The following is a 26,392-nucleotide window of genomic DNA, read 5'->3' as shown; positions in this document are numbered from 1 at the left end:
CCCTTATTGTTTTGCGGCTAGAACTGCATCACTCAGCAGCTGATAAGACAGCCGTTTTTCGTCTGCATTTTTGATCGGTGAAAAAATGACAAAATCGTTAATTCTGTATGTGTCTGATAAACGTTTTAATTCGTCCGCCGCTTCTTCCTTCGTTCCGGCAATCACCCCGGTTTTTTGGACGATGATATCAAAGGGCTGGCTGACGTTCTCAAGATAGGCTTCGGCTTGTTCGCGGGTACCGACATTCACTCTCCTCCCATCTTGCAAAATCACTTTTATCGATTCACGCGACTCAATATGTTTTTGTGCCTCTTCCTTTGTACGCGCCGCAAAAACAGCGGGAGCAAGGTGAAATTCCGCTTCAGAGCCTGCTGGCAGATGCGTGTCAAAGGCTCGGCGGGCTTCTTTTAGCACTTTCTCTTCACCGTTAATAAAGTAAGCAAAGACAAAAGATATTCCCAGTTTTGCAGCTGAAATTGCGCTCTCTGTGCTTCCCCCCAACAGAAAAAGTCCCGGCCTGTGTTCAGCCTGCGGTGCCGGCCGCAGTTGCGCAAAACAGTGGGCATCTGGAAAATCATCCCGAATGAAATGAGTGAGATCCTCCAGCTTTTCTTCAAACTTGCGCGCCGGTTTTACATATTCATATTGCAGAGCGTCTGTCGACAGCTGAAAGCCGCCGGGCGCTTTGCCTACTCCAAGGTCAATGCGTCCGGGAGCTAATGCAGACAATAGATGAAACTGCTCCGCCACTTTGTATGGGCTATAATGCTGCAGCATCACCCCGCCGGATGCTAAACGAATGGTCTTTGTGCTTGCGGCAAGATACCCTAAAAGAACCTCAGGAGCGGAGCCGGCAATATCACTATTGTTGTGATGTTCAGCGACCCAAAAACGGTAATATCCATACTCTTCAGCCATCTGCGCCAACTTCACCGTATGCTGTAATGTATCGGCTGCGGTTTCTCCTTCACCTGCCAGACTTTGGTCTAATATACTTAAGCGGATCATATTACCGGCTCCTTTATGTGTTCTTTTATTTCATATAAATACTCCGGCGAAACACGGCGGAGAAACCGCTTTGTTCTTTCTTTTTTCGTATGGCGGAAAACTTCATCCGGAGTTCCTTGTTCAACAATGACGCCCTCATCCATAAAAACAACTTGATCTGAAACCCTTTTCGCAAACTCCATTTCATGTGTAACAATGATCATAGTGGCTCCGGTCCTCACAATATCGAGCATGACCTCAAGAACTTCGCCGACCAGCTCTGGGTCAAGCGCAGCTGTCGGCTCATCGAACAGCAGCACATCAGGATTAATGGCAAGCGCCCTCGCTATTCCAACCCTTTGTTTTTGCCCTCCCGATAATTGACTCGGATAAGCGTTCAATTTGTCTTGAAGCCCAACCTTTATCAGCTCGTTCTCTGCTATGGCATACGCGTCTTGTTTTCTCATTTTTCGGGCGACCGTCAAGCCCTCCATGACATTTTCAATCACCGTTTTGTGGGTAAACAAATGATATTGCTGAAATACCATTGCTGTCTGTTTTCTGAGCCAGCGAGTGTCTTTTTTTGTCGGAAAACTGCAATTAATCACTTTGTCATGTAAAGAGATGATCCCTTCGTCCGGCCTTTCTAATAAATTAAGGCAGCGTAAAAAGGTGGTTTTCCCTGACCCGCTTGGACCGATAATTGTCACAACTTCTCCTTTGTGCACAGTCAGATTTATTCCTTTTAATACCTGGTGCATGCCAAAACGCTTATGAATATTTTTAATCTCAATCATAAAGTGCCTCCTTGAAATCTGGATGCCTTCCTCTCAAATATTCCATTTACGGTTTCCATCATAAGAGTCAGCACCCAATAGATAATCGCCGCTCCGATAAAGGCTTCCAAAAACGCATAATTATCAGAAGCAACGATAGTCGCTGTCCCTGTTATTTCAGGAACTGCCACTATAGCTGCAATAGAGGTCGTATGCAAAAACCCGATGCCTAAATTTGTGAAGTTAGGGATTGATACCATCAGCGCCTGCGGCAATATCACTCGACGAAAGGTTTGAGCGTGCGTCAGGCCGATGGAATAGGCCGCTTCGACCTGTCCGGTATCCATTGCCAAGATGCCCGACCGGATAATTTCTGTTAAATAAGCACCAGCAGTTAAAGACAAAGCCATAACCACAAACACGGCGACCGGAATCTCATTGGCGGACCAGCCGAGATGAAAAAAGCTGCTGACACGATCCACAATCGGCGGCACGCCTAAATAAATCAGCATAATATGGAGGATGGCAGGTGTACTCCGAAAAAATGACACATAAAGCCTCGAACAAGCTGCCAAGCCCTTAATTCTAAAAATTCTGACTATTATATTTCCAAGTGCCGCAAGAAATCCGAGAATGATCGGCAAAACAGCCATCATCAATGTCAGCGGAATGGTTTTTATCATTTCTTTCATGGCGGAAGCAATAAATGGAAAGTCAAATTGCAATCGTCTCCCCTCCTAGTCCCCGTACATATTTCAATGTATGTTCATGTCAAAAACGGTAACAAGTCGTTTTTGATCCTTCTTGATTCGTTTTTCGGCCAATGTAAAGAACCTTTCGAATAAAACTGCTACGGCATAATAAACAACGGATAGCGCAATGTACACTTCAAGAGAATGATTGCTTGAGGTAATCAGTGTTTGGCCCCTTCCCGACATATCCATCACACCTATTGAAAAAGCAAGAGACGTATCTTTTAAAGAACTGATCACCATGTTTCCCATATTCGGAAAAGCCTGCACAAAGGCCTGGGGCAGAACGATGCGCCTGAAAGCCTGCCTTCCGCTGAGACCAATACTGTACGCCGCTTCCGTTTGGCCTTTATCAACACTGCCCGCCCCCGCTCGAATGATTTCAGCTGCTGCTGCGGCATTGCTTAACGCGTATGTTGCAACAGCGGCATAAAACGGATCCATTTTTGATGTATCAATCCCAATCACCCCCGTCAGCGCCGGTATGCCATAAAACACGATAAAAAGCTGCACCATAACGGGTGTACCTCTGAAAAACGAGATATACACTCTTGCAAATTGATTTACAATAGGAAAGTTATAGATGCGGGGCAGCGCTAAAAAGAGCCCCAATACAAACCCGAATAGCAATGACAGCGTTAAAATGTATAATGTAACCGGCAGATAGCCGATTAAGGTAGGTACAAAATCTGCAATCATGCTGATATCAAACGCTTTTTCCATCACGGCTCCCTCTCTTTATACTCAATACTGTTCCTTGGAATAGTCGTCGCCAAGCCATTTTAAACTGAGCTCTTTCAGTGTTCCGTCATCAATGATTTCCTGTAATGCTTTGTCAATGTTTTTACGTAATGTTTGTTCATTTTTGTTAAACATAAAATACACTTTGGCATTGGAGAGCGCATCACCGACCGTTTTTTCTTTTATCGCGCTCGTTTTGTTTTGAAAATCCACTGCAAAAGGCGTTGAGATTGTTGCGTCGGCACGGCCTGACTGCAGCTGGTTCGCGGCATCGTTTGAACCTTGGCCCGCATAGGCAATCTCGAATGGGTCGCCATGTTTCTCATTCCATTTTTTCAACACAAGGGCGCCGTTTGAGGTTGCGCTTGTAATGACCCGTTTCCCTTTTAAATCTTCAATCCCGTGGATGGTATCGTTATCTTGAAGGACGGTTATTTTTAAAGGAAAATGATTGTAGGCGACCTCGTTAAAGAGAAACTTTTTTTCACGCTCTTCGCTTTTCTCCATTTGATGTGCCACGATATCGACTTTATGCTGGCCGAGACTGACGAGCAGGTTGGAAAATTCCATCGTTTTGAAAGTGAATTTATAATTCGGCAGACGCTTATCAATCTCTTTGACCAGCTCGACATCATAACCGGTCAAATCGCCATCATCATTAATAAAGCAAATATTCGGAAATTGGGTCCCAGTTCCGACCGTAATCGTCTGCACCTTCTTTTCTCCAACCCCCGTTGTTTGGCTGCCGCCGCAAGCCGAAAGAACTGTTGTAACGGCAAACAATATTGTCATGACAGCTGCTTTTGTCCTCATCTTATCGCCTCATTTTCAGCTTCATTTATTTTTAAAACTTGATTTTGAGTAATCTGCGCCGAGCCATTTTTGACTCAGCCTTTTTAACGTTCCGTCTTTCTCCAGCTTTTTAATGGCTTGATCCGTATCATCAGCTAAGGTTTGGCTGCCTTTATTGAACATGAAATATACCTCAGTATCCAATAACACATCACCGACTGTCTTTTGACGGAAAGCGTGCGTTTTATTTTGAAAGTTGACCGCAAACGGTGTGGATATGGTTGCGTCGGCACGGCCGGTTTCAATTTGATTGGCCGTGTCATTGCTTCCCTGCCCGGCGTATTTCAGATGAATCGGATTGCCGTGAGCTTTGTTGTACGACGTGATATAATCCGCTGCATTTGATGTGGCACCGACAATGACTGTTTTTCCCTGTAAATCTTTTAATGTATGAATCTTGTTATTATCCTCCCTCACGGTGATATACATCGGCGAATAGTTATACGGCACTTTATGATACAAAAAACGTTTTTCGCGCTCTTTGTTTTTGGCCATATTGTGGGCGATCACATCAATTTTTTTATTTCCGAGACTCGTCAGAAGATTTGAGAAATCCATCGTCTTAAATTCGAAGGTATATTGAGGCAATTGTTTATCGATGGCTTTCATCACTTCAATGTCGTACCCGGTCAAATCGCCTTTTTCATTTAAAAATGCAATATTCGGAAAATCTGTTCCAGTGCCGACAATAATCGTTTGAGCCTGACTATCCGTTTTCCCGTTTGTTTCCTGTCCGCATCCAGCCAGTAATCCAAACACCGACAGCAGAAAAGCTATTCTCATTCGCTTATTCATAGGCTGCCTCTCATTATACCCAGCTGGGGGTGCCTAAAAGCGACGGCTCAAATCGTTCCGGAATCAGAACCTTATGCATCATGACACCTATATCCCCATCTTTCTCCTGCTCAAAATACACTTCATACCCCCTCCTTCTGTACATATCGACAAGCCAAGGATGCTTGCGCGCCGAGGTGCCGAGCGTCAGCGCCGGCGCCTTCAGCATATCCCGCAGCACTTTTTCCTCAACATACGTCAGCAGCTTACTGCCGACGCCTTTCCCTTTATATTCCGGCAGCGTTGCAAACCACCATACAAATGGATATTTTGAAGGGGGCGTTTCATTCTCCCATGGAAACCGGATGGTAATCGTTGAGATGAGCTTCCCGTCCCGCTCCAGCACAACTGCTGAATGATTTTTGATATTTTCTGACACCATATGTATGTCAGCTCTTGTGGAAGGCCAATCAATATCCAGCTGCCGAATTGGTTGAAAGGCGCTGTTAACCAGTTTTAAAAACTCCGGTGCATCTTCAACAGTTGCCAATCGAAAAATATCCTCACTCATTTTGAGCACTCTCCTCCACAAAATATATAATTCCTATTTGTTTACTAAGCTTTTATTGTTTATACTATAAAGCATACTTTCATGTTTGACTAATCAAAAAAAATAATCCTTGAGTTCAGAAAATGTAATGATGAAAAAACAGGGGGGAAGCACATTGGAGTTTCGCTCAATTAAAACGTTTCATACGATTGTTACATTCGGAAGCTTCTATAAGGCTGCGGAAATATTAAACTATTCACAGCCGACAATATCGATGCGCATGAAGCAATTAGAGCAGGATTTAGGCGTGCAATTGTTTGAACGGGGAAAACACCTGCAGCTGACAAAAGCCGGAAGACTCTTTTTCGAAAAAACAGGGGATCTTTTAACTCAATACGAGGCGCTTACGCACACTCTTTCCGACTTAAAGGAAGGGGATGCCGGCATTATCAATGTAGGCATTTCAGAGCCGACTGCAAGCTTCATATTTCCTGATATTCTGAGGGATTTCTTAAATGATTATCCAAAGATAACGGTTAATGTAAACGTAGATGACGCCAATACCTGCAGCCAAAAGCTTTTAGACGGCACGATTGATTTTGCAGTCTGCGGCGAACCGGAACTGATTCTTGAAAATTATTACAAACCGTTTTTTTATGACACTTTAAATTTAATTGTATCTGATCGTCATCGGCTCGCTGAGAAAAAAGCTGTTCATTTATCTGATTTAGAAGGCGAATGTTTTATATTTACGCCTGCCAATTGCCCCATTCGTATTCAAATTGAACAGCACTTGCATAAGGCATTTAGTAATCATTACAAGAAAATGGAGCTCACAAGCAGCATGGCACATGAATATTACGTGCGAGAAAACATTGGTATTTCAATCTTCACCAGTACGGCACATTCTAAACCGCTGAAAGGCACAAAAGTCATCCCCATTATCAATCTAGACATATCACCGCCTATAGGGCTTTTGACAAACAGAAAAGAAAAACATTTTGACAGCGCGACAAAGGACTTAATTGATCGAATTAACAACTGCTTCCATCAGCGCAGCCAAGAGCTGAAAGCTGCGGTCAGTTCCGAATTATAAATGGCAGAAATGACAACGGTCATTCCGCACGAAAAATAAAAAGCATCTCCTGATTTTCAGGAGATGCTTTCAGCGTTTAAAGCTCAATCGATTCACCGACGGCCATGACTTTTCCGACTCCGCCCGGCAGGCTGTCTGCAAATGCTTCCGGGTCTTGCTCGATGACCGGGAATGTATTGTAATGAACCGGTACAACTTGTTTTGCCCGCAGCCATTCTGCAGCTAGTTTGGCGTCTTCAGGCCCCATCGTAAAGTTGTCGCCGATCGGCAGGAAGGCAAGATCAATATGGTTCAGCTCCCCGATCAGCTTCATGTCAGAGAAAAGAGCCGTATCGCCGGCGTGGAAGATCGTTTTGCCTTCAACAGTCAGCAGAATACCGGATGGCATGCCTGTGTAGGTGATCGTTTTATTTTCTTCGTCAGTGATGGCAGATCCATGAAAGGCCTGTGTAAGCTTCACTTTCCCAAAATCAAACTGATGGGAGCCGCCGATGTGCATAGGGTGAACATTTAACCCTTTCCATCCCAAATATACAGCAAGCTCATTCGGTGCCACAACCAGCGCGTTATTTTGCTTTGCGATTTGCTCAGTGTCGCCCACGTGGTCATTGTGGCCGTGAGTCAATAAGATAGCGTCCGCTTTTGCATCCTCCGGCTTCAAGTCGGTTAACGAATTTCCTGTCAAAAACGGGTCAAATAAAATATGGTGGTCATTCGTTTCTACTGCAACTACAGAATGTCCGTGATACGTTACTTTCATTTCCTTCACCTCGTCACTTTGTTTTTGATGTTTTCATTTTCCCTTTTTAAGATGCTGAAAAACTTATGTGGATTGATTCTTGTTAATCACATTGAGGCCCCCGGTTGCTTCAATTACAGTTCCTGTCACCAGGTCTGAGTTCTCTTCGCACAAAAAGGCAATGATTCTGGCGATATCTTCACCGGTGCCGGATCTTCCTATCGGCGTTTTTTCTTTGCCGATACGCTGTCTGGCTTCCTCAATTGACGCTTCCTTCATGTCGCCGACAATGTCGCCCGGGCAAACCATATTAGCGGTTATGCCCGATTCAGCTTCTTCTATCGCAATTGTTTTTGTTAAAGAAGCCAATCCCACTTTTGCGGCGCCGAAAGCGGAGCGGTGAAGCCAGCCGGGTGCGTGTGCCGCGCCTTGAAATCCGTACGTGATGATACGCCCGAATCGCTGTTTTCTCATGACCGGAATAACTGCTTTGAATAAGTGAAAGACGGCGCTTAAATTCCCTTCCAGCATACCGTACCATTCGTCATCGGTATAATCAGCTAACTTTTTTCGTTCAAATATGTATGGCCCCGCGTTGTTAATCAAAAAGTCGATTCTCCCGAAGCGGTCCAAGGCAGCGTCTGCGATGCGCAGCAAATCTTCTTTTTTGGTGACATCACCTTTTACAAATTGCAGCCGGTCAAGGTAATCAGGACAGGCTTCCTTCAGGCGGTTTACTGCCTCTTCATCCTGCCTGTAATTCACTGTTACTGAATACCCCTTTGCAAGCAATGTTTCAGTCACTTTGCGGCCTAATCCCTTCGAACCGGCAGTAATTAAAGCATGTCGCACATGAATACCTCCCAAAGCAACGTCGCCGCTTTTCAATAAAGTGTTTCTTCTTCTACTTTACTATAAAAGGCCATCAATATCACTTTTTACACTTTGCCATACAAAAAAAGCTGCCTATAATAGACAGCTTATTCCGCAGAAGATGAAGGCTCTTGATCCGGGATATCCACATAACCGCTTTGATATGCTTCGGAAATGAGCCTTGTTGTCTCCTGGCTTTCTTGTTCATCATAAATATAGCGTTCCGGTTCTTTTTTCATCCTTCTGCCTCCCATCATTATAGAGCTAGGTTGGCTATAATGACGGGATTTTATGAAGGAAATTTTAACAAACTCCGGCAGCCACGCAAGCTTTCGCCTTTACGAGCGCCTCCTCTACCTGTTTGAAGCCCGTGCCTCCTGCGCTCATTCTTTTTTCGACCGCATGATAAGGATCCAAAACAGTGTAAATATCCTCTTCGAAGAGATCGCTCGCCTTCTTAAAATCGTCAAACGGCATGTCGCTTAAATAGATTCCTTTTTCGATGCATGTGTACACAAGCTTTCCGACCACTTCGTGCGCTTCTCTGAATGGCATTCCTTTCTTCGCTAAATAATCAGCCAGTTCCGTCGCATTTGAAAAGTCTTGTTTTGTCGCTTGCTTCATGACGTCTTTGTTAACAGTCATTGTTTGAATCATGCCTTTGAAGATTTGCAGGCTGCCTTCGACCGTTTTCACCGTGTCAAACATGCCTTCTTTGTCTTCCTGCAGGTCTTTGTTATAAGCGAGCGGAAGGCCTTTCATGATCGTAAAAAGCCCCATCATGTCACCGTACACGCGCCCTGTTTTGCCGCGGATCAGCTCTGCCATATCCGGGTTTTTCTTCTGCGGCATCATGCTGCTTCCCGTTGCATACGTATCGTCTAGCTCAATGAATTTAAACTCCTGCGAGCACCACAGAATGATTTCTTCAGAGAAACGGGAAAGGTGCATCATCAGCATGCTGCTGTTGCTTAAAAATTCCAGAATGAAGTCTCTGTCGCTGACGCCGTCGAGGCTGTTTTCATAAATGGAATCAAAGCCGAGCAGCTCTGCTGAATACTCACGATCGATCGGGAAGGTGGTACCCGCGAGCGCTCCGCAGCCGAGCGGAGATTTGTTGATCCGCTTCATTGAATCCTGAAAACGTTCCTTGTCGCGCTCCAGCATCCAGAAATACGCAAGCAGATGGTGAGCGAATGAAATCGGCTGGGCGCGCTGAAGATGAGTGTAGCCCGGCAGAATGGTTTCAATATTTGCTTCTGCCTTATCAATAAGCGCGCCTTGGAATGCCTCTAGCAGCTCGATAATGTGAGCGACATGGTTTTTCAGGTATAAATGCATGTCAGTTGCCACCTGGTCATTCCGGCTTCTTCCGGTATGCAGCTTGCCGCCGAGAGGGCCGATTTCGTCAATGAGCATTTTCTCAATGTTCAAATGAATATCTTCATAATCAACTGAGAACTCTAATGTCCCGTCTTCTGCTTTTTGCAAAAGGGCATTCAGTCCCTCACGGATTTTCAGCTCTTCTTCTTCTGTCAGGATACCGCATTTTTTCAGCATGGCAGCATGTGCGAGAGACCCTGTAATGTCTTCAGTCACTAAATGTTGGTCAAATGATATGGACGCGCCGAATTCGTCGACCCATTTTTCCGGTGTTTTTTGGAATCGGCCTCCCCAAAGCTTCTTCATGCTTTAATCTGCTCCTTCTTTTTCACGATGCTGTTCACTTTTGTCGGAAGTCCCCAAAGCTCGATAAATCCGATTGCCGCATGGTGGTCAAACGCATCGTCTTTTGTATATGTTGCAAGCTTTTCATCATATAGAGAGTATTCTGATTTACGCCCCTCTACAATCGCATGGCCTTTAAACAGCTTCACGCGAACGATGCCTGTAACGTGTTTTTGCGTTTCTTTTAAGAAAGCGTGCAGCGCGTCTTTTAAAGGTGAGAACCATAAGCCGTTGTAAATGATTTCTGACAGCTTTTGTTCGATGGCCGGTTTAAAGTGCGCGACCTCTTTCACTAATGTTAAATCTTCCAGTTCTTTGTGTGCTTTGATAAGCGTCATCGCACCCGGGCATTCGTATACTTCACGGGATTTAATGCCGACAAGGCGGTTTTCTACGTGGTCGATACGTCCGACACCATGCGCGCCTGCAATTTCGTTCAGTTTTAAAATTAATTCAGAAAGTGAGTAAGAGACGCCGTCGATGGATACAGGCACGCCTTGTTCAAATGCGATTTCTATCACTTCCGGTGTATCCGGTGTTTTTTCCAGCGGCGCTGTAAGGTCGTATGCTCCTTCTGGCGGAGCAGCCCACGGATCTTCTAAAATGCCGCACTCATTTGCGCGTCCCCAAAGGTTTTGATCAATGGAATATGGGCTGTCAAGATTAATCGGAATCGGAATGCCGCGGCTTGCCGCATATTCAATTTCTTCTTCACGAGACCATTGCCATTCCCGAACCGGAGCGATGACTTCAAGGTCAGGATTCAATGATTTAATTGATACCTCAAAACGCACCTGGTCATTTCCTTTCCCTGTGCATCCGTGCGCAATTGCCTGCGCCTCTTCTTTTTCTGCGATCTCGACTAATTTTTTTGCAATAAGCGGTCGAGACAATGCGGACACGAGCGGGTATTTCCCTTCATACATCGTGTGAGCCTGCAAAGATAACAGCGCGTAATCCTGGGCGAATTCTTCTTTTGCATCGATCACGTAAGAATTTGTTGCGCCGACTTCAAGCGCTTTTTGCTGAACAAACGCCAGGTCCTTGCCTTCGCCGACATCCAGACAGCAGGCGATGACATTATACCCTTGCTCTTGAAGCCATTTTATCGCGACGGAAGTATCGAGACCCCCTGAGTATGCTAATACGACTTTTTTCTGTTCTGCCATGATAAAAATCTCCTCTCAACCCTGTTTCTTTTGTATAAAAATAAATTATATTTAATAAAAATACATTTTGTATGTATACACTTTAACAAGTAAGTTCCTTTTTTTCAAGCCTTTTATTAAAAAAACTTCACCCATTTTTCCAGGTGAAGTTTCGTAGTATTTATTCATTTACTTGTCTTTTCTGATTTCTCTGACCACATGGGCGATCTCCGGAATAATCAGCTTATTCATCGCCAGCTTTACCGCACCGCTGGAGCCTGGCGTTGAAAAAACGGCTGTATGTTGGATAACGCCGGCTGTGGCTCTCGACATGATCGCACTGGAGCCGATGTCTTCTGTATAACTGAGCATCCTGAATATTTCTCCAAAGCCTGGCAGCTCTTTAGAAAACAACGGCGAAATGGCTTCAATGGTGACGTCCCTCTTTGCAATACCCGTCCCGCCGTTTAAGAGGACCGCGTCCGTCTGATCATCCATGCATCCCGCTAAGACAGACCGCTGCAGGGCATCCTTTTCGTCATTCACAATTTCATATGCAGCGATCTGATGGCCGGCTTCTTCTAAAAATGAGATCATCAGCCTGCCACTTTTATCCGTTTCTTCCGTTCTCGTATCACTGACAGTAATCACTTTGCACCGGACAACATCGGGTGCTTCTTGTTTATGCTCTTGAACGCTCATTGGCTCACCTCTTTGTTTTTTGTCTACCTTTATCATGCTTCAACAAAAAAGCACATTCAAGTGAATGTGCTTTTTGCATTATTTAGCTAAACGAACAACGTCTCGTGCAATCATAACTTCCTCATCAGTCGGAATGATCATAACTTTTACTGGAGAATGAGGGTAGCTGATGAACGCTTCCTCACCGCGTACGTTATTAAGCGCAGGATCCCAGTATACACCCATAAATTCCAGACCGCGAAGAACGCGTTCTCTGACTTCTACGCTGTTTTCACCGATACCGGCAGTAAAGATAATCGCATCAACACCGCTCATTCTGGCAGCGTAAGAACCGATGTATTTGTGGATGCGGCTCGCGAAGACTTCAAGCGCAGTTTCCGCGCGCTCATTTCCTTGTTTCGTTGCTTCAACGATGTCACGAAGATCGCTTGAGAAACCGGAGATGCCAAGCAGTCCGCTTTTTTTGTTTAATGTATTCAGTACTTCGTCAGCTGTCTGGCCTGTTTTCTCCATAATGTATGGGATAAGGGCAGGATCGATGTTTCCAGAGCGTGTACCCATTGCAACACCGGCAAGCGGCGTGAAGCCCATAGATGTATCAATTGATTTTCCGCCTTCAACAGCTGCAATACTTGCGCCGTTGCCAAGGTGGCAGGAAATCAGGCGTAAATCTTTTAACGGACGGCCGAGAAGCTCTGCCGCACGCTCAGTCACATATTTATGTGAAGTGCCGTGGAAGCCGTATTTACGGATACCGAATTTTTCATAGTATTCGTATGGCAGGCTGTACAGGTAAGACTGCTCAGGCATTGTCTGGTGGAATGCCGTATCAAAAACAGCAACCGCAGGGACATTTGGAAGCACTTCTTTGAAGGCTTTAATTCCGACGATATTTGCCGGGTTGTGCAGCGGCGCCAATTCAGAAATATCTTCAATCTCCTGAATTGTTTCGTCCGTTAATAAAACGGAATCGCTGAATTTTTCTCCGCCGTGTACCACGCGGTGTCCAATTCCGTCAATTTCATTTAAATCTTTGATAATGCCGAATTCTGTCAGCTTATTAAGCAGCATTTTAACCGCTACCGCATGATCAGGTATATCAGTTACTTCTGTATTTTTTTCGCCGTTTACAGAAATCGTGAACACACTGTCGGCGATACCGATTCGTTCAACTAAGCCCTTCGTTAAAACGGTTTCTGAAGGCATTTCGAAAAGCTGAAATTTCAAAGACGAGCTTCCTGCGTTAATTGCAATAATTTTGGACATGATTGACGCTCCTTTTTACTCTGTATCAACATCTTCGTTTTTCGTACTTTTTTCCCGGGTGAATCATCATTTTCTCCCGAAAAATATCTGACTTTTCCATTTAAACATTGTCATGTCGGCTTTTCAAGTCAACTTGTGTATTGATAACGCTTACAATAAGAAGTCGTTATTTTCAGACACATTACCTATGCGCTTAACATTGATTAACGCTTACATCCTGCAGTTTCTCCTTTCGTATTTTGTGTTTTGAAACCCTATTCAATTCGTTTATCTGCCCCCAGATGTACATACAAAAAAACAGTTTAAGCTTCCTCATATGACGGACGCTCAAACTGTTTTTTCATTTTCTATTTTTCCTTAGTAAACCACGCATCTATTTGCGCCATCATGTCGAGCATCGCCTTCTGGTTGGAGAAAGACGGCAGATTCGCAAGCAGAATTTGGTTTGGCGCTTTCGTCTCTTCATCTGTTTTCTGAAGCACAAGGATACTTTTGGCATGGGCATCGTCTTTAAAAATTGATTTCGGCAGCTGCAATAGTGCATTGATATGAACCTTGTCCTTGAAAAACTGCTTCAGCTTGTCGCTTTGAGAGCTTTCAAACAAATGATTAGGGATCATAAAGAACAGGTAGCCGCCCGGTTTCGTATGCTTGACGCTTTGCTCAATAAACAAATGATGAGCGAAGGAATGGCCTTCATCCGCTTTCAGTTCAAAGGCTTTTGCCCCTTCGTCATTCGGATAATAGCCAACCGGCAGATCGCATATCACTGTGTCAACCGGATCGATAAACAGCGGCTCGAGGCTGTCCTGGTGGAACAGTTCCAGCTCTTTTTTCAGAAGGTTCGCCTGATCATAGGCGATTTTCAAGAGCACGTCATCTATCTCTATGCCATAGCTTTTCGCCGTATTTTCAGACAACTGGTTTAACACGGTGAACAGAAGATTTCCCGTTCCTACAGCCGGATCAAGAAGCGTTAACTCCTTTTTTCCTGCCATAAATTTATTTACCAGATAACTGATAAAAAGCCCGATTGTGTCCGGCGTCATTTGTCTGTTTGGATGGGATATATCCTTTAATCCCTTTAGGACGGCAAGCTGGAATGCTTTGCGCACCCACTCGTGCTCATATGTGTCAAATTCGGCTTTTTCAAGCAGTGCTTGAAGCTTTTCAGCCTTCTCCTTCGGCAGCTTCAGCTGATCCGTTTTTTCAAGAAAATACATTTCTCCCGCTTCGGCAAGCGCTTCTATATATGAAATCTGCAATTCATTTTTTATGATGATCGCGGCATCATCCAGCAGCCCGTATACCGCACCTACATGATCGTTTTGCATAATGTGTTCCTCCTTGCCATGAAAAAAGCTCCGGCGGCAGCCTGGAGCTTTTTTCACCTGCTTACTTCAATAATGCCTTGGCAGCCTCAATCGGCTCTTCATAATTCGGGTGGTTCGTTGCTTCGCTTACATATTCAGCGTAAACGACTTTTCCGTTCTCATCAAGCACAAATACGGAACGCGCAAGCAGACGAAGTTCTTTTATGTATACACCGAACGCTTCGCCAAATGACATGTCTTTGTGGTCTGACAGAGTTTCTACTTTGTCAATTCCGTTTGCTCCGCACCAGCGCGCCTGTGCAAATGGAAGGTCCGCACTGATTGTGTAAATGTTGACATCTCCAAGCTTTGCAGCCTCTTCGTTAAAGCGGCGGGTTTGTGCATCGCAAACGCCTGTGTCAATTGAAGGGATAACAGAAATAATCGTTACTTTTCCTTTCATGTCAGCTAACGATTTTTCTTCAAGGCTGTTTGTCAGCACTGTGAAATCAGGAGCTTGATCCCCTACTTTCACTTCTTGTCCGACAAGCGTAACCGGACCGCCTTTAAATGTAATTTCAGCCATTATAATTCCTCCCTTTCGTATGTATGTTTCTATCATAGTAAAGTTTCTTGCAAACTGCAAAGTTTATGCCAAAAAAAAGTTAACTGCGGCCGCCGCAGTTAACCCTTCTTTAATAATTCATATTGTTCATTTGGTTTTGATTTTGGCCTTGGTTTTGATTCTTGTTATTTTTCTTAAACATTTGCTGTATGCGTTCCAGTGTTTGAGGGGCTGCGTCTAGAATTTTCTCAATCAAATGTGTATTTTCATCTAAATGAAGCATTCTGATGCCAGTCGAACCGACAATTAAAAACGCGATCGGCGTAATGGACACACCGCCTCCGCTTCCGCCTCCGAAGGGCAGTTTTTGTTCTCTTGTTTCATCGTCTTCCGATTTTTTCTCAGCCGGCTTGCCGCCAAACTCGCTGCCGCCTGCGGCGAATCCGAATCCGACTTTAGAAACGGTTAAAATCACGCTTCCATCCGGTGTTTCAACCGGATCCCCGATGATTGTGTTAACATCAATCATTTCCTTCAAGTTTTCCATTGCGGTTTTCATTAAACCTTGGATGGGATGGTCTGCCATATACGCTTCCTCCTTAAACTGATGAATCATTCTTTGAAGTCATTCGAGCCGACGGATTTTTCTTTAATACAGAAAGCTCCCGTCCGTATTTGACGAATTTGAAAGCTGCAAGCATAGCATGTCCAAAGCGAAAAAAGAATATACACTGAAAATGGGTCTTGGAAACAGGGACTTGAAACGATGGAATCACTTCATAAACAGGCTTGTTCACAAAGTCTAAATGGTCATGAAGCATAGCTGCGATACCGCCTTTGACTCCCCATACGGCACCCGTTAACACACCTGTCACTGCTGCGTCATGAACCCCGACAACTGTGATCCATTCGAGTTTTGTGATATGCAAATGCGCTATAAAAGAGGCGCTGATTTTCCTTAACTTAGTGACATGATGCAGAAGCATTTCAATTTTATTGATGCTTTGCTGCACATCATCAAACGTAATTTTTTTCTTGCTGCTGCTTTTTTTCACTTTCGTTTTTGTGTTCTGTCTGATATCGACTGTTCCGTCATCTTTGTTCACCTTAATCGCCGGAATTGTTTTTTTAATCCGAACCAGGCCAAACAGCGTTGTAATTTTCAAAGTTATTTTGTCATTATCCTCAGCATGAAGATACTCCGCGGCAACATGAATTTTCATTCTGAGAAGCAGCACGATACCTATAAGAATAAGAATGGCTGACAGCACATATACCATATTCTTTCACTTCCTCTAGGAAGCATTATCGCCCATTCAGCAAAAAATAAACCCGGACGGGGTCCGGGTTTATCTGTTATTTACGATATAATTTTTCGTGCACCACAGTTGTATCAGCAATGTAATCATGAATCCCCTGTTTTTTAGGAGAAAAAGCGACGATGATATATAAAATCCAAATTTTATCAATATACCGCCCGACCACTTCACGGAAAATCACGGTGCTCCATGTCAGCTTATGGCCCTGCTTGACAGAAATTACTTTGAGGCCGAACACCATTTTTCCTAGCGTTTGTCTGAAGTATTTGGTCATCAGCGCAAAGTATGCCAGATAAACGAAAAGCGTTGTGATGCTGTACGCTGAGATGGTGAACATGCCGGATGTTTTCGGCAGATCCAGTAAAGTAAAGATGGGAGAAACGATTAAATGGTTTACCCCCCACACAACGAGCCAATCAAGCAGGAAAGCCCAAAAACGGACCCAAAAGCCCGCATATGCGTGTGTAAGCTGTTCCGCTTGATCCGGGCCTGCGATGTCGCTGCGCTCTAACTCTTCATATGTCGCATCCATTATTGATCCCTCCTACTTCGCATAGAGATACATCATTCTCGGCGAACCGGATTGTGAAAGAACTTCTCTCATATTCAGAAAATCAATTTCACTTTTAAACATTTTGTTCGCTCCCATGGTAAACAGAGAGCCTAATCCGAAGCTTTCCTCGTAAGAGACGACAGAAGCGTTTTTCAAGTTTTTATGATCCTTTTTCATGGCCGCAATTGTATCATCATAAAATCCGAGTTCATCCACAAGATTCAGTTTTTTCGCCTGCCGCCCGTCATACACGCGTCCGTCCGCGATTTTCTTTACTTCCGCTTTCGATATGCCGCGGCCTTCCGAAATGACATCGACAAAGCCTTCATAGGAGTTATCAACCATAGATTGCATGATATTTTTTTCTTCTTTTGTCATCTCACGGGAAGGAGACATAATGTCCTTGTGAGCCCCGCTTTTAATGGTCTCAAAAGAGATGCCGAGCTTATCAGCCAGCTTTGAGTAATTCACGCTCTCCATGATAACCCCAAGAGATCCTGTCAGGGTTTCCGGTGTCGCAAAAATTTTATCGGCAGCTGTTGAGATATAATAACCTCCGGAAGCTGCCATCGATCCCATTGACACATAGATTGGTTTTTTTGTTTCTTTTTTTACTTCTTCCAGTTTTTTATGTATTTCGGCACTTTCATACACTCCGCCTCCCGGAGAGTTTACCTTGAGTACGATCCCTTTTACCGCATCATCCTCTTTTGCCTGCTCAAGGTTTTTTAAGAATGTTCGGTGGTTATATCCGTCTGAACCGAGCAGACTGCTCGAATCACCATTATCCTGAATGGTGCCGCTGACCTCCAAAACGGCGATTTTGCTGGAAAGGCTTCCGTTTTCAAGCGTCACTTCCTGAGATTCATCTGTCAGTGACGTAAGGTCTGTTTGGGCACCCTTGACACTTTCAAAGAAACTCATTGAGATACTGACGATGATAGACACGCCAAAAATCCCAAGGGCGATCACTAATGCGATCCATCTTTTTGCATTCATTTTTTCTCCTCCTTTTTCCCAAACTCTCTCATTATACGATTCAAATGAAAAAATGTTTCATTGATGAGAAAGCTCCGGCTTAACGGGCTGCCGGCAAACGTGGTACACTTATGACCAAAGGTATTTTATCACAAATACTGGATGGCAGAAAAACTTAAATATGACAGCAAAGGGGAAATGGGATATGACCGATCATCGCCGTAATGTTTATTTTTTTCACAAACAGGACCAGGAAACAAACAAACAAGTCAGCTCCTTAACACAATTGGCTGAAGAGAACGGATTTACTGTTGTCAATCAGCCTTCTGACGCCAATATTATTGCCAGTGTAGGCGGAGACGGTACATTTTTGCAGGCGGTCAGAAAGACGAATTTCCGTGACGACTGCTTATACGTCGGCATCACCAAAAAGGGGAAAGCTCATTTATACTGTGATTTTAATAGTGATGAGCATGAAAAAATGGTGGATGCGATGACGTTTGAACAAATTGAGGTCAGAAAATATCCGCTGATTGAAGTGACAGTGGATCAGACCAGTCCTTTTCATTGTTTAAACGAAGTTTCCATTCGTTCGAGCATAATTAAAACCTTTGTGATGGATGTGCTGATTGACGATCTGCACTTCGAAACGTTCAGAGGAGACGGGATGATTATTTCCACGCCTACAGGCAGCACAGCTTATAATAAGTCTGTGGCTGGAGCTGTCGTTGATCCGCTGCTTCCCTGCATGCAGGTAACGGAGCTTGCTTCGCTTAACAATAATACCTACCGCACGCTAGGGTCTCCGTTTGTCCTCAGCTCTGAACGAAAGCTGACGCTTCGTGTGGTGCAAGCCGGAAATGAACACCCGATTATCGGTTTGGACAATGAAGCACTCAGCACAAGAAACGTGAAAACGATTGAAATCAAGCTGTCTGATAAAAAAATAAAAACAGTGAAACTAAAGGACAATTCATTTTGGGAGAAAGTAAAACGGACATTTTTATAGAAAAAAGAAAAGGACAGGCTATTCGCCTGTCCTTTTTACTGTTGATTCTCATATACAATCTGACCGTTGATAACGGTTTTTTCTATCTTTAAAAGATGAAGCTGTTTCGGGTCAATTGTAAACGGATCTTCACTGAGAACGGTAAAATCCGCGTCATACCCTTCGGCTATTTTCCCCCGTGTCTGCTCTTTGTAAATGATCTCAGCACTTCCTGCTGTATAAAGCCTGATAGCTTCATATACTGTTAAACACTCGCTTTCGTTATAGCTCGGACCGTTCTGTTCGCGGCTGCTTGTCCGGAGCACCGCAGACTGGATGCCGAGAAGCGGCTCAACAGGCTCAATCGGAGCATCAGAACCCCCTGCACATAAAATGCCTTTAGAGATCAGTGTTTTCCAAGCAAAAGCTGTTTTCATACGGCCTTCTCCAAGACGGTCAATCACCCATGGAAAATCACTGGCGACAAAATGAGGCTGAAGATCAAGAGCAATCGGCATGCGTGCTGCTTTTTCAATCAGTTCATCATTCAGCACCTGAGCATGGATCAGACGATCATGCCGGCCGCTTTTTGGCGGATGCTGCTCGACAGCCTGCAGCACTTTTTCAAAGGCAAGGTCGCCAATGGCATGGACGGCAACCTCCATTCCTTTCTCTCTCGCTTTTTGAACGAGGCGGCTGAGTGTTTCATCATCATGGACTTGAACACCGTTTGTAGAAGGATCGTCATGATACGGTTCTTTTAACAAAGCTGTTCTCCCGCCAAGTGCTCCATCAGAAAATAGTTTCATCGCACCGAATTCAACGTACGGGCCAGACGGCTTCTTCATTTGCTCCCACCGATCAACCGCTTCATGATGAACGAGCAAATGACAGCGAAACGGATACTTTCCGCTTGCCGCAGCCGTCTCATAAGCATTCATCGGAACGGACACATCGCCATAATAAGACAAATCTTCCGAATGGCCGCCTGTCAGGCCTTTTGTCCAGCAATCCTGAATGGCCGCTGTAAGCGCCTGATCAACATAGTGCTGAGATACAGGCGGAACGGCTTGCAGGACCAGATCCTGCGCCTTATCAAACAGAAGCCCAGTCGGCTCGCCATCTGCATCTCTGCCAATCACTCCGCCATCGGGATCAGGAGTGGCTTTTGAAATTCCCGCGGCTTGCAGCGCCGCAGAATTGACCGCTATTGCATGCCTGCATACCCGCTTGAGCAGGACGGGCCTGTCCGGGAATAAAGGATCAAGGTCATGCTTCGTCAAATAAGCCGGCTTCTGGAATTGATTTTCATTCCAGCCCTCTCCAATGAGCCAATCGTCTTCAGACAGGCTCTCTTCTCTTGCCTTCGCAGCCTGCAGCACAGCTTCTTTAGATGTAAACGAAGACAGATCAAGCTGGAGCTGTTTTTCTCCGTGCCCGATCAGATGCAAATGGCTGTCCACAAATCCTGGAAACATGACTGCTCCGTTCAAACTGATGTCTTTTGTTTCCGGTGAACTGTATTTCTTCTTCAGACTCTCATAGCTGCCGGTGCCTTTTATGACACCATCCTCAACATAAACAGCCTCCGTTTGGTGGCCTTCTTCGAGCATCGTATAAATGAAACCGCCGTGCCATATCGCCTTCATTCACGTTCACTCTCTTTCTTTACGCCTTTTTATTGGCTTTGAGCTGTTCTTCACGTTTTCTTAATTCCACTCGTCTGATTTTTGCAGAAGCCGTTTTCGGCAGGCTTTCGACAAATTCAATCTCTCTTGGATATTTGTATGGAGCCGTAATGGTCTTCACATGATTTTGCAGAACTTTGACAAGCTCATCACTGCGTTTTTCGTGATCTTGCAGGACAACGTATGCTTTAACGATGGAACCTCTTATTTCATCAGGGCTTGCGACAACAGCACATTCTTTGACTTCAGGGTGCTTCACGAGCGCATCTTCCACTTCGAATGGCCCGATCGTGTAGCCGGAGCTGATAATGATATCGTCATTTCGGCTTTCAAACCAGAAGTAACCCTCCTCATCTTTTCTTGCTCTGTCTCCTGTCAGGAAATAATCGCCGCGAATTTGTGTTTTCATTCTGTCCGGATCTTTAAAATATTCTTTAAAGAGCGCCGGGGTGCTGAGGTGAACAGCGATATCGCCAACCTCACCAGTTTTGCAGATTTCACCGTCTTCATTGATGATCTCCACCTGATTTCCCGGTGTCGGTTTTCCCATGCTTCCCGGTTTAATGTCCATATCCTTTAAGACACCGACTAAAAGCGTGCTTTCTGTTTGGCCGTATCCGTCTCTGACCTTGACGCCGAAATGCTTTTGGAACACGTCAATCACTTCGCGGTTGAGCGGCTCACCGGCTGAAACAGCGCTGTGCAGGGCTGAAAGATCGTAGCTATCTAAGCCTTCGACCTTTGCCATTAAACGGTATTCCGTCGGCGTACAGCAGAAAACATTGATTTTGTAGCGGTTTAAAAGCTCTAAATATTTTTCAGCTTTGAATCTGCCTTGATACACAAAACCTGTTGCTCCGCTTCCGAGTACCGCCAATAGCGGACTCCACACCCATTTTTGCCAGCCTGGCGCAGCAGTCGCCCATACGGTATCCTGTTCAGAAATATCAAGCCATGCACCGGCAGATGTTTTTAAATGAGCAAATGCCCATCCATGTGTATGTACAACACCTTTCGGCTGTCCCGTTGTTCCGGAAGTATAAGACAAGAACGCCATGTCTTCTCTTGTTGTATCAGCAGTTTGAAAACGGCTTCCATCCGCATCAATCGTTAATAGATTTTTCCATCCGGCATCATTTTCACCAATCGACAGTTTAATCAGGCGGTCTGCAGTACTGACATCACGGAAAGCGCCAATAAAAGCAGAATAAACAATGGCGCCTTTCACTTCGGCATGTTCAATCCGGTATTCAAGATCTTTCGCACGAAGCATTTCAGAACAAGGAATAACGACCATTCCCGATTTCAGGATAGCCAGATAAACGGCATAGGCTTCGAGCACACGCGGCACCATTACAATCAGTTTATCTCCCTTTTTAAATCCAAGATCAGCCAGAGCCGCACCGATTTTATTTGTTTCTTCCATAAGCTTTTCATACGACCATGATTTTTGTTTGCCCGATTCATCCTCCCATAATAGGGCGGTTTTTTGTCCAGTTGCACTGAACTTTTCGATTTCATTAACTAAATTGTATTCCATTGGGGCAATTAAATCTTCTCGTTTCAACACGAACAACTCCTCACTTTCTCCACCCATTATACATAAATACATGCCGTTTCCGTAAGGATATGCCTAAAAACAAGCTCCATAAACATCGGTTTTTATAGGCCGCTGGTCCTTTTTTATAAAAAAACGAAAAAGAGTGGGGAAAAACCCCACTCCTAAGCCATTATGTGAAATTGTAAATTAGAATTGTCCTCCGCCCATGTTTTGTTGAGCAAAAGATACAAGACGTTTTGTGATCTCTCCTCCAACAGAACCGTTAGCGCGAGAAGTTGTTTCTGCTCCAAGGTTTACACCGAATTCAGAAGCGATTTCCAATTTCATTTGGTCGATAGCTTGAGCAGCTCCTGGTACTAAAAGGTTGTTGCTGTTACCTGAGTTATTGTTAGCCATGTGTCTCACCTCCTTGTGAGTATAGAATGTGTTAAAACACATGGCTTCATACAGAAAATCTTTGGTAATTGTATACAGGAGCCGGCTCTTAGTTAAAAGAGTTCTGCGAATTTGTCGTTTGCTTCTTGTTCGCTATATAATGTCATTGTTTCAATGTGATCAACCGCCTCTTGAATCAGCGGTTCAAAATCCACAAAGCTCTCAAAGTGTTCGATTTTTTCTTTTTTCGGGCGTGTTTTCGGGCTTGGCGGCGTAAAGATCGTGCAGCAATCTTCAAATGGCTGGATGCTTGTTTCGTATGTGCCGATTTCCCGTGATATTTCGATGATTTCTGTTTTATCCATAGCGATTAACGGACGCAGAATCGGTGTAGACGTAACCGCATTAATCGCGTACATGCTTTCAAGCGTCTGGCTCGCTACCTGTCCGAGGCTTTCCCCCGTAATAATCGCGAGCCCGTTTCTTTTTTCTCTGATTCTGTCGGCAATTTGAAGCATTAAGCGGCGGGTTGCCGTCATCGTATAGTTTTCAGGAATTTGTTTTTGGATCAGCTCTTGCGTCTTTGTAAACGGGACGATATGAAGCGTCATGCTTCCTCCGAAGCGAGACAGACACTTCGCTAAGTCCATCACTTTTTGTTTCGCACGTTCGCTTGTGTATGGCGGGCTGAAGAAATGGACAGCTTCTACTGAGAGTCCTCTTTTCATTGCGTAAAAACCGGCTACCGGGCTGTCAAAACCGCCGGAAAGCATCAGCATCGCTTTCCCTGCTGAACCGACAGGAAGTCCGCCGGCTCCTTTTTCATTGCGAATCGTCAAAAAGGTTGCTTCCTCCCTGATTTCAATTCTGAGCGGAATGTCTGGATTGCGGACATCAACTGTCAGCCCTTCTGTATTTCGCAAAATATGGCCGCCGATTTCAGCGTTCATTTCATTTGTATCTAATTCAAACTGTTTATGCGCTCTCTTTGTCGCGACTTTAAATGTATCTCCAGGCTGATATTGATCCTTGATCGCCTGCAGGGCAGTTGTCTTAATATCATCAAGACGGCTCTCACACTTAATAGCCAGGCTGAAGCTTTGAATGCCAAATACTTGTTTCAAGTGAGGAAAAATAGCCTCAGGGTCCACTCCATTTAATGTAATTGTCATACGATCCCGATTAGAAAAGTATTTTAATGTTGGATAGTCTTTCAGGACAAGCCTGACGTTTTGCTTTAAGCGTTCAATAAAGCTTTTTCTGTTTTTTCCTTTGGTTGATATCTCCCCAAAACGAATTAATATATGATCGTAATTCATGTTCTACCTCATCATTTTTTTTAGTTTTTTGATGCCAGGCACAAGCGCGTTCATAAATGGCTCTGTCACATCGCTTGTCTGGCTGTAGTTTAAGCTGATTCTGATGCTGCTTCCGGCAATCTGCTCTCCCTTGCCCATCTGTAACAGGACTTTGCTCGGTTTATGTTCCTTTGCCGAGCAGGCTGATGTCGTTGAAACGAATATATCCTTTTCCTCCAGCATGTGCAAAAGCACCTCCGCTTTTATGCCCGGCACAGAGAAATTAATGATATGCGGGGCGCTATTGCTTTGAGGAGTATTTAAGACAACACCGTCTGAATCACTCAGCTTTTTCATAAACAATTCCTTTGCGGCCGCCATTCTTTCAAGGTGATGATGATAATCATCAGCCGCGAGATTGATGGCTTTGGCCAGTGAAACCGCACCTGCTGTATGCTCAGTTCCTGCACGTATGCCTTTTTGCTGAGAGCCGCCTGTTATCAGCGGGATAAGACGCGTTCCTTCCTTTACTAAAAGTGCACCTGTCCCCTTCAGTCCGTGGAATTTATGGCCGGATATGGAACAAAGATCAATGCCGGCATTCTCGATCGCCAAGGGAACTTTAAAGATGCCTTGCACATAATCGACGTGAAACAGAATGTTCGGATACTGCTTCAGCACTTCTCCAGCCTCTTCAATCGGCTGCACGGAGCCAACTTCATTGTTCACATGCATCATGCTGACAAGCACGGTATCCGGCCGAATCGCATCTTTCAGTTCCTTAATGGACACAAATCCATCTTCATTTACTGAAAGATAAGTTACTTCAAACCCGAATAGCTCTGTCAGCTGCTCCAAAGATTCAGTAACGGACGGATGTTCGATAGAAGTGGCAATGATATGTTTGCCTGTTTTTATCTTTGACAAAGCGGCTCCTTTTAAAGCCACATTATTAGCTTCTGTAGCACCTGACGTAAATACAATATCATAATTCTTTAGGCCCAAGGCTCTTTTTATTTGATTTTTGGCTGCCTGAAGCAGCTGTTCCGTTTCGGCTCCATATCGGTGCAAAGATGAAGGATTGCCAAAATATCGGCTGCTAGTCTGTTCATAAACGTTCAAGACTTCATGATAAGGTTTGGTCGTTGAACTATTATCTAAATATATCATCTTTTTTTACTCCTTTATGAAAGCGGTACAAGGTATGATATTTATGTTACCATAACAAAATTTAATAGAAAATTACAAAAAGCTAGTATTGACTTCTAAATTTTTTACCATATAATAAGATTTGTTCGTTTCGTCATATTATCTGACAATTAATTGACAGAATATTTTAACATAATTATTAGGAGGATTTTCATGAAACACTCACTGCCTGTCAAAGATACCATTATTATTGGTTTCATGCTATTTGCGCTATTCTTTGGAGCAGGAAATATGATTTATCCGCCGGAACTTGGACAAGCAGCCGGACACAATGTCTGGAAAGCCATCGGCGGATTTTTACTGACCGGGGTAGGTCTGCCTCTTCTCGGAATTATCGCTATCGCATTAACCGGCAAGGATGCTAAAGGACTTGCTGATAAAGCTCACCCTGCATTCGGTACAGTATTTACTGTTGTGCTTTATTTATCAATCGGACCATTATTCGCCATCCCGAGAACAGGAACCGTTTCTTATGAAATTGGTGCAGTTCCGTTTCTGGCTGGCGTTCCTGAAAGACTGTCTTTATTAATTTTTACACTCATCTTTTTCGGCATTACTTACTATTTAGCACTAAACCCAACCAAAGTCGTGGATCGAATCGGAAAAATTCTCACTCCAATTAAATTCACAATTATTTTAGTGATTGTTCTCAAAGCGATTATCACGCCAATGGGCGGTTTAGGTGCAGTAACGGAAGCATATAAAGGAACACCGGTATTTAAAGGATTTTTGGAAGGCTACAAAACAATGGACGCGCTTGCTTCAATCGTATTTGGTGTTGTCGTTGTAAATGCTGTGAAAAGCAGAGGCGTTACACAATCAAAAGCTCTTGCGGCAGCTTGTATTAAAGCCGGAATAATTGCTGCATTAGGGCTCACATTCATTTATGTTTCTCTGGCCTACCTAGGTGCAACAAGCACAAACGCAATCGGGCCTGTTGGTGAAGGAGCTAAAATTTTATCAGCATCGTCCCATTATTTATTCGGTTCATTAGGAAATATCGTACTTGGATCAGCTATCACAGTCGCGTGTTTAACCACAAGCGTTGGGCTTGTCACTTCTTGCGGCACATATTTTTCAAAGCTTATCCCTGCGTTATCATATAAAATTGTCGTTACCATCGTCACTTTATTCAGCCTGATGATTTCTAATTTCGGGCTTGCTCAAATTATCGCTTTTTCAGTTCCTATTTTATCAGCTATTTATCCGCTTGCCATTGTCATTATCGTTCTTTCATTTATTGATAAGCTCTTTAAAGAAAGACGTGAAGTTTACATTGCATGCTTAATCGGTACAGGATTATTCAGTATTTTAGACGGAATAAAAGCAGCCGGCTTTTCGCTCGGAGCTCTAAATACGTTTTTAAATGAGAATCTGCCGCTATACAGCCTTGGCATCGGCTGGGTGATTCCTGGAATCATCGCCGCCATTATCGGCTATATTCTTACCTTTTTCATCGGTACATCCAAACAGCAGCTTAAAGAAATAAGTTAATGTTATGGTCGCCTGCGTTACTGCGCAGGCGTTTTTTTAATAAAAAAGAGCCCGCTCATAAACTGCG

At 44.2% G+C, this 26,392-nt stretch carries 28 protein-coding genes; 3 read left to right on the top strand and 25 right to left on the bottom strand.

Going from position 1 to position 26,392, the window contains the following annotated elements:
- Positions 1–3: 3 nt before the first annotated feature.
- The 7 genes from H7F27_RS06465 to H7F27_RS06435 are packed head-to-tail and all read right to left on the bottom strand — an operon-like array spanning position 4 to position 5,453.
- A complete protein-coding gene (locus H7F27_RS06465) occupies positions 4–1,008 on the bottom strand; it encodes an LLM class flavin-dependent oxidoreductase (RefSeq protein ID WP_185848725.1) in 1,005 nt (334 codons plus the stop codon).
- Entirely contained in the window at positions 1,005–1,784 is a 780-nt protein-coding gene (locus H7F27_RS06460; protein ID WP_105953410.1) for an amino acid ABC transporter ATP-binding protein, read from the bottom strand. Before H7F27_RS06460 ends, H7F27_RS06465 begins: the two co-directional genes overlap by 4 nt.
- Complete coding sequence (locus H7F27_RS06455; protein WP_185848724.1) at positions 1,781–2,488, bottom strand: amino acid ABC transporter permease; 708 nt, start codon at positions 2,486–2,488, stop codon at positions 1,781–1,783. The genes H7F27_RS06460 and H7F27_RS06455 overlap by 4 nt, the downstream gene beginning before the upstream one ends.
- Before the next feature lie 30 nt (positions 2,489–2,518).
- The gene (locus H7F27_RS06450; protein WP_024122477.1) at positions 2,519–3,238 is read right to left on the bottom strand and encodes an amino acid ABC transporter permease; all 720 of its coding nucleotides are present in this window, start codon (positions 3,236–3,238) and stop codon (positions 2,519–2,521) included.
- Between the two features lie 21 nt (positions 3,239–3,259).
- The gene (locus H7F27_RS06445) at positions 3,260–4,069 is read right to left on the bottom strand and encodes an amino acid ABC transporter substrate-binding protein (protein ID WP_185848723.1); all 810 of its coding nucleotides are present in this window, start codon (positions 4,067–4,069) and stop codon (positions 3,260–3,262) included.
- Positions 4,070–4,090: 21 nt separating this feature from the next.
- A complete protein-coding gene (locus tag H7F27_RS06440; RefSeq protein ID WP_185848722.1) occupies positions 4,091–4,903 on the bottom strand; it encodes an amino acid ABC transporter substrate-binding protein in 813 nt (270 codons plus the stop codon).
- A gap of 13 nt (positions 4,904–4,916) precedes the next feature.
- Positions 4,917–5,453, bottom strand: a complete 537-nt coding sequence (locus H7F27_RS06435) for a GNAT family N-acetyltransferase (RefSeq protein WP_185848721.1) — start codon at positions 5,451–5,453, stop codon at positions 4,917–4,919.
- A 154-nt stretch (positions 5,454–5,607) separates the two neighbouring features.
- Here H7F27_RS06435 and H7F27_RS06430 point away from each other — a divergent pair, with 154 nt between their 5' ends.
- The gene (locus H7F27_RS06430; RefSeq protein ID WP_185848720.1) at positions 5,608–6,528 is read left to right on the top strand and encodes a LysR family transcriptional regulator; all 921 of its coding nucleotides are present in this window, start codon (positions 5,608–5,610) and stop codon (positions 6,526–6,528) included.
- Positions 6,529–6,604: 76 nt separating this feature from the next.
- Here H7F27_RS06430 and H7F27_RS06425 read toward each other — a convergent pair whose 3' ends face one another.
- The 13 genes from H7F27_RS06425 to sppA form a co-directional block, all read right to left on the bottom strand.
- Positions 6,605–7,288 carry a metal-dependent hydrolase gene (locus H7F27_RS06425; RefSeq protein WP_024122482.1) on the bottom strand — a complete coding sequence of 228 codons (684 nt, stop codon included), beginning with the start codon at positions 7,286–7,288 and terminating at the stop codon, positions 6,605–6,607.
- Positions 7,289–7,351: 63 nt separating this feature from the next.
- Positions 7,352–8,119, bottom strand: a complete 768-nt coding sequence (locus H7F27_RS06420) for an SDR family oxidoreductase (protein WP_105990215.1) — start codon at positions 8,117–8,119, stop codon at positions 7,352–7,354.
- 128 nt (positions 8,120–8,247) lie between these two features.
- Positions 8,248–8,379 (bottom strand): hypothetical protein, encoded by a 132-nt coding sequence (locus H7F27_RS20810; protein ID WP_010335290.1) that lies wholly within the window; start codon positions 8,377–8,379, stop codon positions 8,248–8,250.
- A 64-nt stretch (positions 8,380–8,443) separates the two neighbouring features.
- Positions 8,444–9,829, bottom strand: a complete 1,386-nt coding sequence (gene argH / locus H7F27_RS06415) for an argininosuccinate lyase (protein WP_185848719.1) — start codon at positions 9,827–9,829, stop codon at positions 8,444–8,446.
- Positions 9,826–11,037, bottom strand: coding sequence for an argininosuccinate synthase (locus H7F27_RS06410; RefSeq protein ID WP_024122485.1), 1,212 nt, complete (start codon positions 11,035–11,037; stop codon positions 9,826–9,828). The genes argH and H7F27_RS06410 overlap by 4 nt, the downstream gene beginning before the upstream one ends.
- A gap of 168 nt (positions 11,038–11,205) precedes the next feature.
- A complete protein-coding gene (locus tag H7F27_RS06405) occupies positions 11,206–11,718 on the bottom strand; it encodes a MogA/MoaB family molybdenum cofactor biosynthesis protein (RefSeq protein ID WP_185848718.1) in 513 nt (170 codons plus the stop codon).
- Between the two features lie 78 nt (positions 11,719–11,796).
- Positions 11,797–12,984: an acetate kinase gene (locus H7F27_RS06400; RefSeq protein WP_024122488.1), complete on the bottom strand. Its 1,188-nt coding sequence runs from the start codon at positions 12,982–12,984 to the stop codon at positions 11,797–11,799.
- A 347-nt stretch (positions 12,985–13,331) separates the two neighbouring features.
- Positions 13,332–14,318, bottom strand: coding sequence for a class I SAM-dependent methyltransferase (locus H7F27_RS06395; protein WP_105990212.1), 987 nt, complete (start codon positions 14,316–14,318; stop codon positions 13,332–13,334).
- Positions 14,319–14,379: 61 nt separating this feature from the next.
- Positions 14,380–14,883: a thiol peroxidase gene (gene tpx, locus H7F27_RS06390; RefSeq protein ID WP_024122490.1), complete on the bottom strand. Its 504-nt coding sequence runs from the start codon at positions 14,881–14,883 to the stop codon at positions 14,380–14,382.
- Positions 14,884–14,992: 109 nt separating this feature from the next.
- The gene (ytfJ, locus tag H7F27_RS06385; RefSeq protein WP_024122491.1) at positions 14,993–15,448 is read right to left on the bottom strand and encodes a GerW family sporulation protein; all 456 of its coding nucleotides are present in this window, start codon (positions 15,446–15,448) and stop codon (positions 14,993–14,995) included.
- Positions 15,449–15,461: 13 nt separating this feature from the next.
- The gene (locus H7F27_RS06380) at positions 15,462–16,142 is read right to left on the bottom strand and encodes a DUF2953 domain-containing protein (protein ID WP_101860125.1); all 681 of its coding nucleotides are present in this window, start codon (positions 16,140–16,142) and stop codon (positions 15,462–15,464) included.
- 76 nt (positions 16,143–16,218) lie between these two features.
- Complete coding sequence (locus H7F27_RS06375) at positions 16,219–16,713, bottom strand: RDD family protein (RefSeq protein ID WP_101860124.1); 495 nt, start codon at positions 16,711–16,713, stop codon at positions 16,219–16,221.
- Between the two features lie 12 nt (positions 16,714–16,725).
- Positions 16,726–17,733, bottom strand: coding sequence for a signal peptide peptidase SppA (sppA, locus tag H7F27_RS06370; RefSeq protein ID WP_044153849.1), 1,008 nt, complete (start codon positions 17,731–17,733; stop codon positions 16,726–16,728).
- Positions 17,734–17,917: 184 nt separating this feature from the next.
- On the opposite strand from sppA, the gene H7F27_RS06365 reads away from it, so the two are divergent.
- Entirely contained in the window at positions 17,918–18,721 is an 804-nt protein-coding gene (locus tag H7F27_RS06365) for an NAD kinase (RefSeq protein WP_024122495.1), read from the top strand.
- A 35-nt stretch (positions 18,722–18,756) separates the two neighbouring features.
- Here the strand turns inward: H7F27_RS06365 and H7F27_RS06360 are convergent, their stop codons facing one another.
- From H7F27_RS06360 to H7F27_RS06340, 5 genes are all read right to left on the bottom strand, one after another.
- Positions 18,757–20,349 (bottom strand): amidohydrolase, encoded by a 1,593-nt coding sequence (locus tag H7F27_RS06360; RefSeq protein WP_101860123.1) that lies wholly within the window; start codon positions 20,347–20,349, stop codon positions 18,757–18,759.
- A gap of 19 nt (positions 20,350–20,368) precedes the next feature.
- Complete coding sequence (mbcS, locus tag H7F27_RS06355) at positions 20,369–21,958, bottom strand: acyl-CoA synthetase MbcS (protein WP_101860122.1); 1,590 nt, start codon at positions 21,956–21,958, stop codon at positions 20,369–20,371.
- 177 nt (positions 21,959–22,135) lie between these two features.
- Positions 22,136–22,345, bottom strand: a complete 210-nt coding sequence (sspA, locus tag H7F27_RS06350) for an alpha type acid-soluble spore protein SspA (RefSeq protein ID WP_014114778.1) — start codon at positions 22,343–22,345, stop codon at positions 22,136–22,138.
- A gap of 92 nt (positions 22,346–22,437) precedes the next feature.
- Positions 22,438–23,643: a tRNA uracil 4-sulfurtransferase ThiI gene (thiI, locus tag H7F27_RS06345; RefSeq protein ID WP_101860121.1), complete on the bottom strand. Its 1,206-nt coding sequence runs from the start codon at positions 23,641–23,643 to the stop codon at positions 22,438–22,440.
- Between the two features lie 3 nt (positions 23,644–23,646).
- The gene (locus H7F27_RS06340) at positions 23,647–24,792 is read right to left on the bottom strand and encodes a cysteine desulfurase family protein (RefSeq protein WP_101860120.1); all 1,146 of its coding nucleotides are present in this window, start codon (positions 24,790–24,792) and stop codon (positions 23,647–23,649) included.
- 192 nt (positions 24,793–24,984) lie between these two features.
- Between H7F27_RS06340 and brnQ the strand changes: the two genes are divergently transcribed.
- A complete protein-coding gene (gene brnQ / locus H7F27_RS06335) occupies positions 24,985–26,325 on the top strand; it encodes a branched-chain amino acid transport system II carrier protein (RefSeq protein ID WP_101860119.1) in 1,341 nt (446 codons plus the stop codon).
- Positions 26,326–26,392 lie beyond the last annotated feature (67 nt).

It is taken from the genome of Bacillus sp. PAMC26543 (genome assembly GCF_014250375.1).
In the GTDB taxonomy this organism is placed as follows: domain Bacteria; phylum Bacillota; class Bacilli; order Bacillales; family Bacillaceae; genus Bacillus; species Bacillus halotolerans.
The sequence above is the reverse complement of the archived record's forward strand: the minus strand, read 5'-3'. Positions and strand labels throughout refer to the sequence as shown.

Coding starts and splice junctions, on each gene's coding strand:
- ytfJ (WP_024122491.1), bottom strand. CDS start 15,448: ATGGCAGACCATCCCATCCAAGGTTTAATGAAAACCGCAATGGAAAAC.
- argH (WP_185848719.1), bottom strand. CDS start 9,829: ATGAAGAAGCTTTGGGGAGGCCGATTCCAAAAAACACCGGAAAAATGG.
- H7F27_RS06405 (WP_185848718.1), bottom strand. CDS start 11,718: ATGAGCGTTCAAGAGCATAAACAAGAAGCACCCGATGTTGTCCGGTGC.
- H7F27_RS06375 (WP_101860124.1), bottom strand. CDS start 16,713: ATGGATGCGACATATGAAGAGTTAGAGCGCAGCGACATCGCAGGCCCG.
- H7F27_RS06435 (WP_185848721.1), bottom strand. CDS start 5,453: ATGAGTGAGGATATTTTTCGATTGGCAACTGTTGAAGATGCACCGGAG.
- H7F27_RS06450 (WP_024122477.1), bottom strand. CDS start 3,238: ATGGAAAAAGCGTTTGATATCAGCATGATTGCAGATTTTGTACCTACC.
- H7F27_RS06380 (WP_101860125.1), bottom strand. CDS start 16,142: ATGGTATATGTGCTGTCAGCCATTCTTATTCTTATAGGTATCGTGCTG.
- H7F27_RS06410 (WP_024122485.1), bottom strand. CDS start 11,037: ATGGCAGAACAGAAAAAAGTCGTATTAGCATACTCAGGGGGTCTCGAT.
- thiI (WP_101860121.1), bottom strand. CDS start 23,643: ATGAATTACGATCATATATTAATTCGTTTTGGGGAGATATCAACCAAA.
- H7F27_RS06365 (WP_024122495.1), top strand. CDS start 17,918: ATGACCGATCATCGCCGTAATGTTTATTTTTTTCACAAACAGGACCAG.
- H7F27_RS20810 (WP_010335290.1), bottom strand. CDS start 8,379: ATGAAAAAAGAACCGGAACGCTATATTTATGATGAACAAGAAAGCCAG.
- H7F27_RS06400 (WP_024122488.1), bottom strand. CDS start 12,984: ATGTCCAAAATTATTGCAATTAACGCAGGAAGCTCGTCTTTGAAATTT.
- H7F27_RS06460 (WP_105953410.1), bottom strand. CDS start 1,784: ATGATTGAGATTAAAAATATTCATAAGCGTTTTGGCATGCACCAGGTA.
- H7F27_RS06440 (WP_185848722.1), bottom strand. CDS start 4,903: ATGAATAAGCGAATGAGAATAGCTTTTCTGCTGTCGGTGTTTGGATTA.
- H7F27_RS06360 (WP_101860123.1), bottom strand. CDS start 20,349: ATGAAGGCGATATGGCACGGCGGTTTCATTTATACGATGCTCGAAGAA.
- tpx (WP_024122490.1), bottom strand. CDS start 14,883: ATGGCTGAAATTACATTTAAAGGCGGTCCGGTTACGCTTGTCGGACAA.
- H7F27_RS06340 (WP_101860120.1), bottom strand. CDS start 24,792: ATGATATATTTAGATAATAGTTCAACGACCAAACCTTATCATGAAGTC.
- H7F27_RS06425 (WP_024122482.1), bottom strand. CDS start 7,288: ATGAAAGTAACGTATCACGGACATTCTGTAGTTGCAGTAGAAACGAAT.
- H7F27_RS06445 (WP_185848723.1), bottom strand. CDS start 4,069: ATGAGGACAAAAGCAGCTGTCATGACAATATTGTTTGCCGTTACAACA.
- H7F27_RS06395 (WP_105990212.1), bottom strand. CDS start 14,318: ATGCAAAACGATCATGTAGGTGCGGTATACGGGCTGCTGGATGATGCC.
- brnQ (WP_101860119.1), top strand. CDS start 24,985: ATGAAACACTCACTGCCTGTCAAAGATACCATTATTATTGGTTTCATG.
- H7F27_RS06465 (WP_185848725.1), bottom strand. CDS start 1,008: ATGATCCGCTTAAGTATATTAGACCAAAGTCTGGCAGGTGAAGGAGAA.
- sspA (WP_014114778.1), bottom strand. CDS start 22,345: ATGGCTAACAATAACTCAGGTAACAGCAACAACCTTTTAGTACCAGGA.
- sppA (WP_044153849.1), bottom strand. CDS start 17,733: ATGAATGCAAAAAGATGGATCGCATTAGTGATCGCCCTTGGGATTTTT.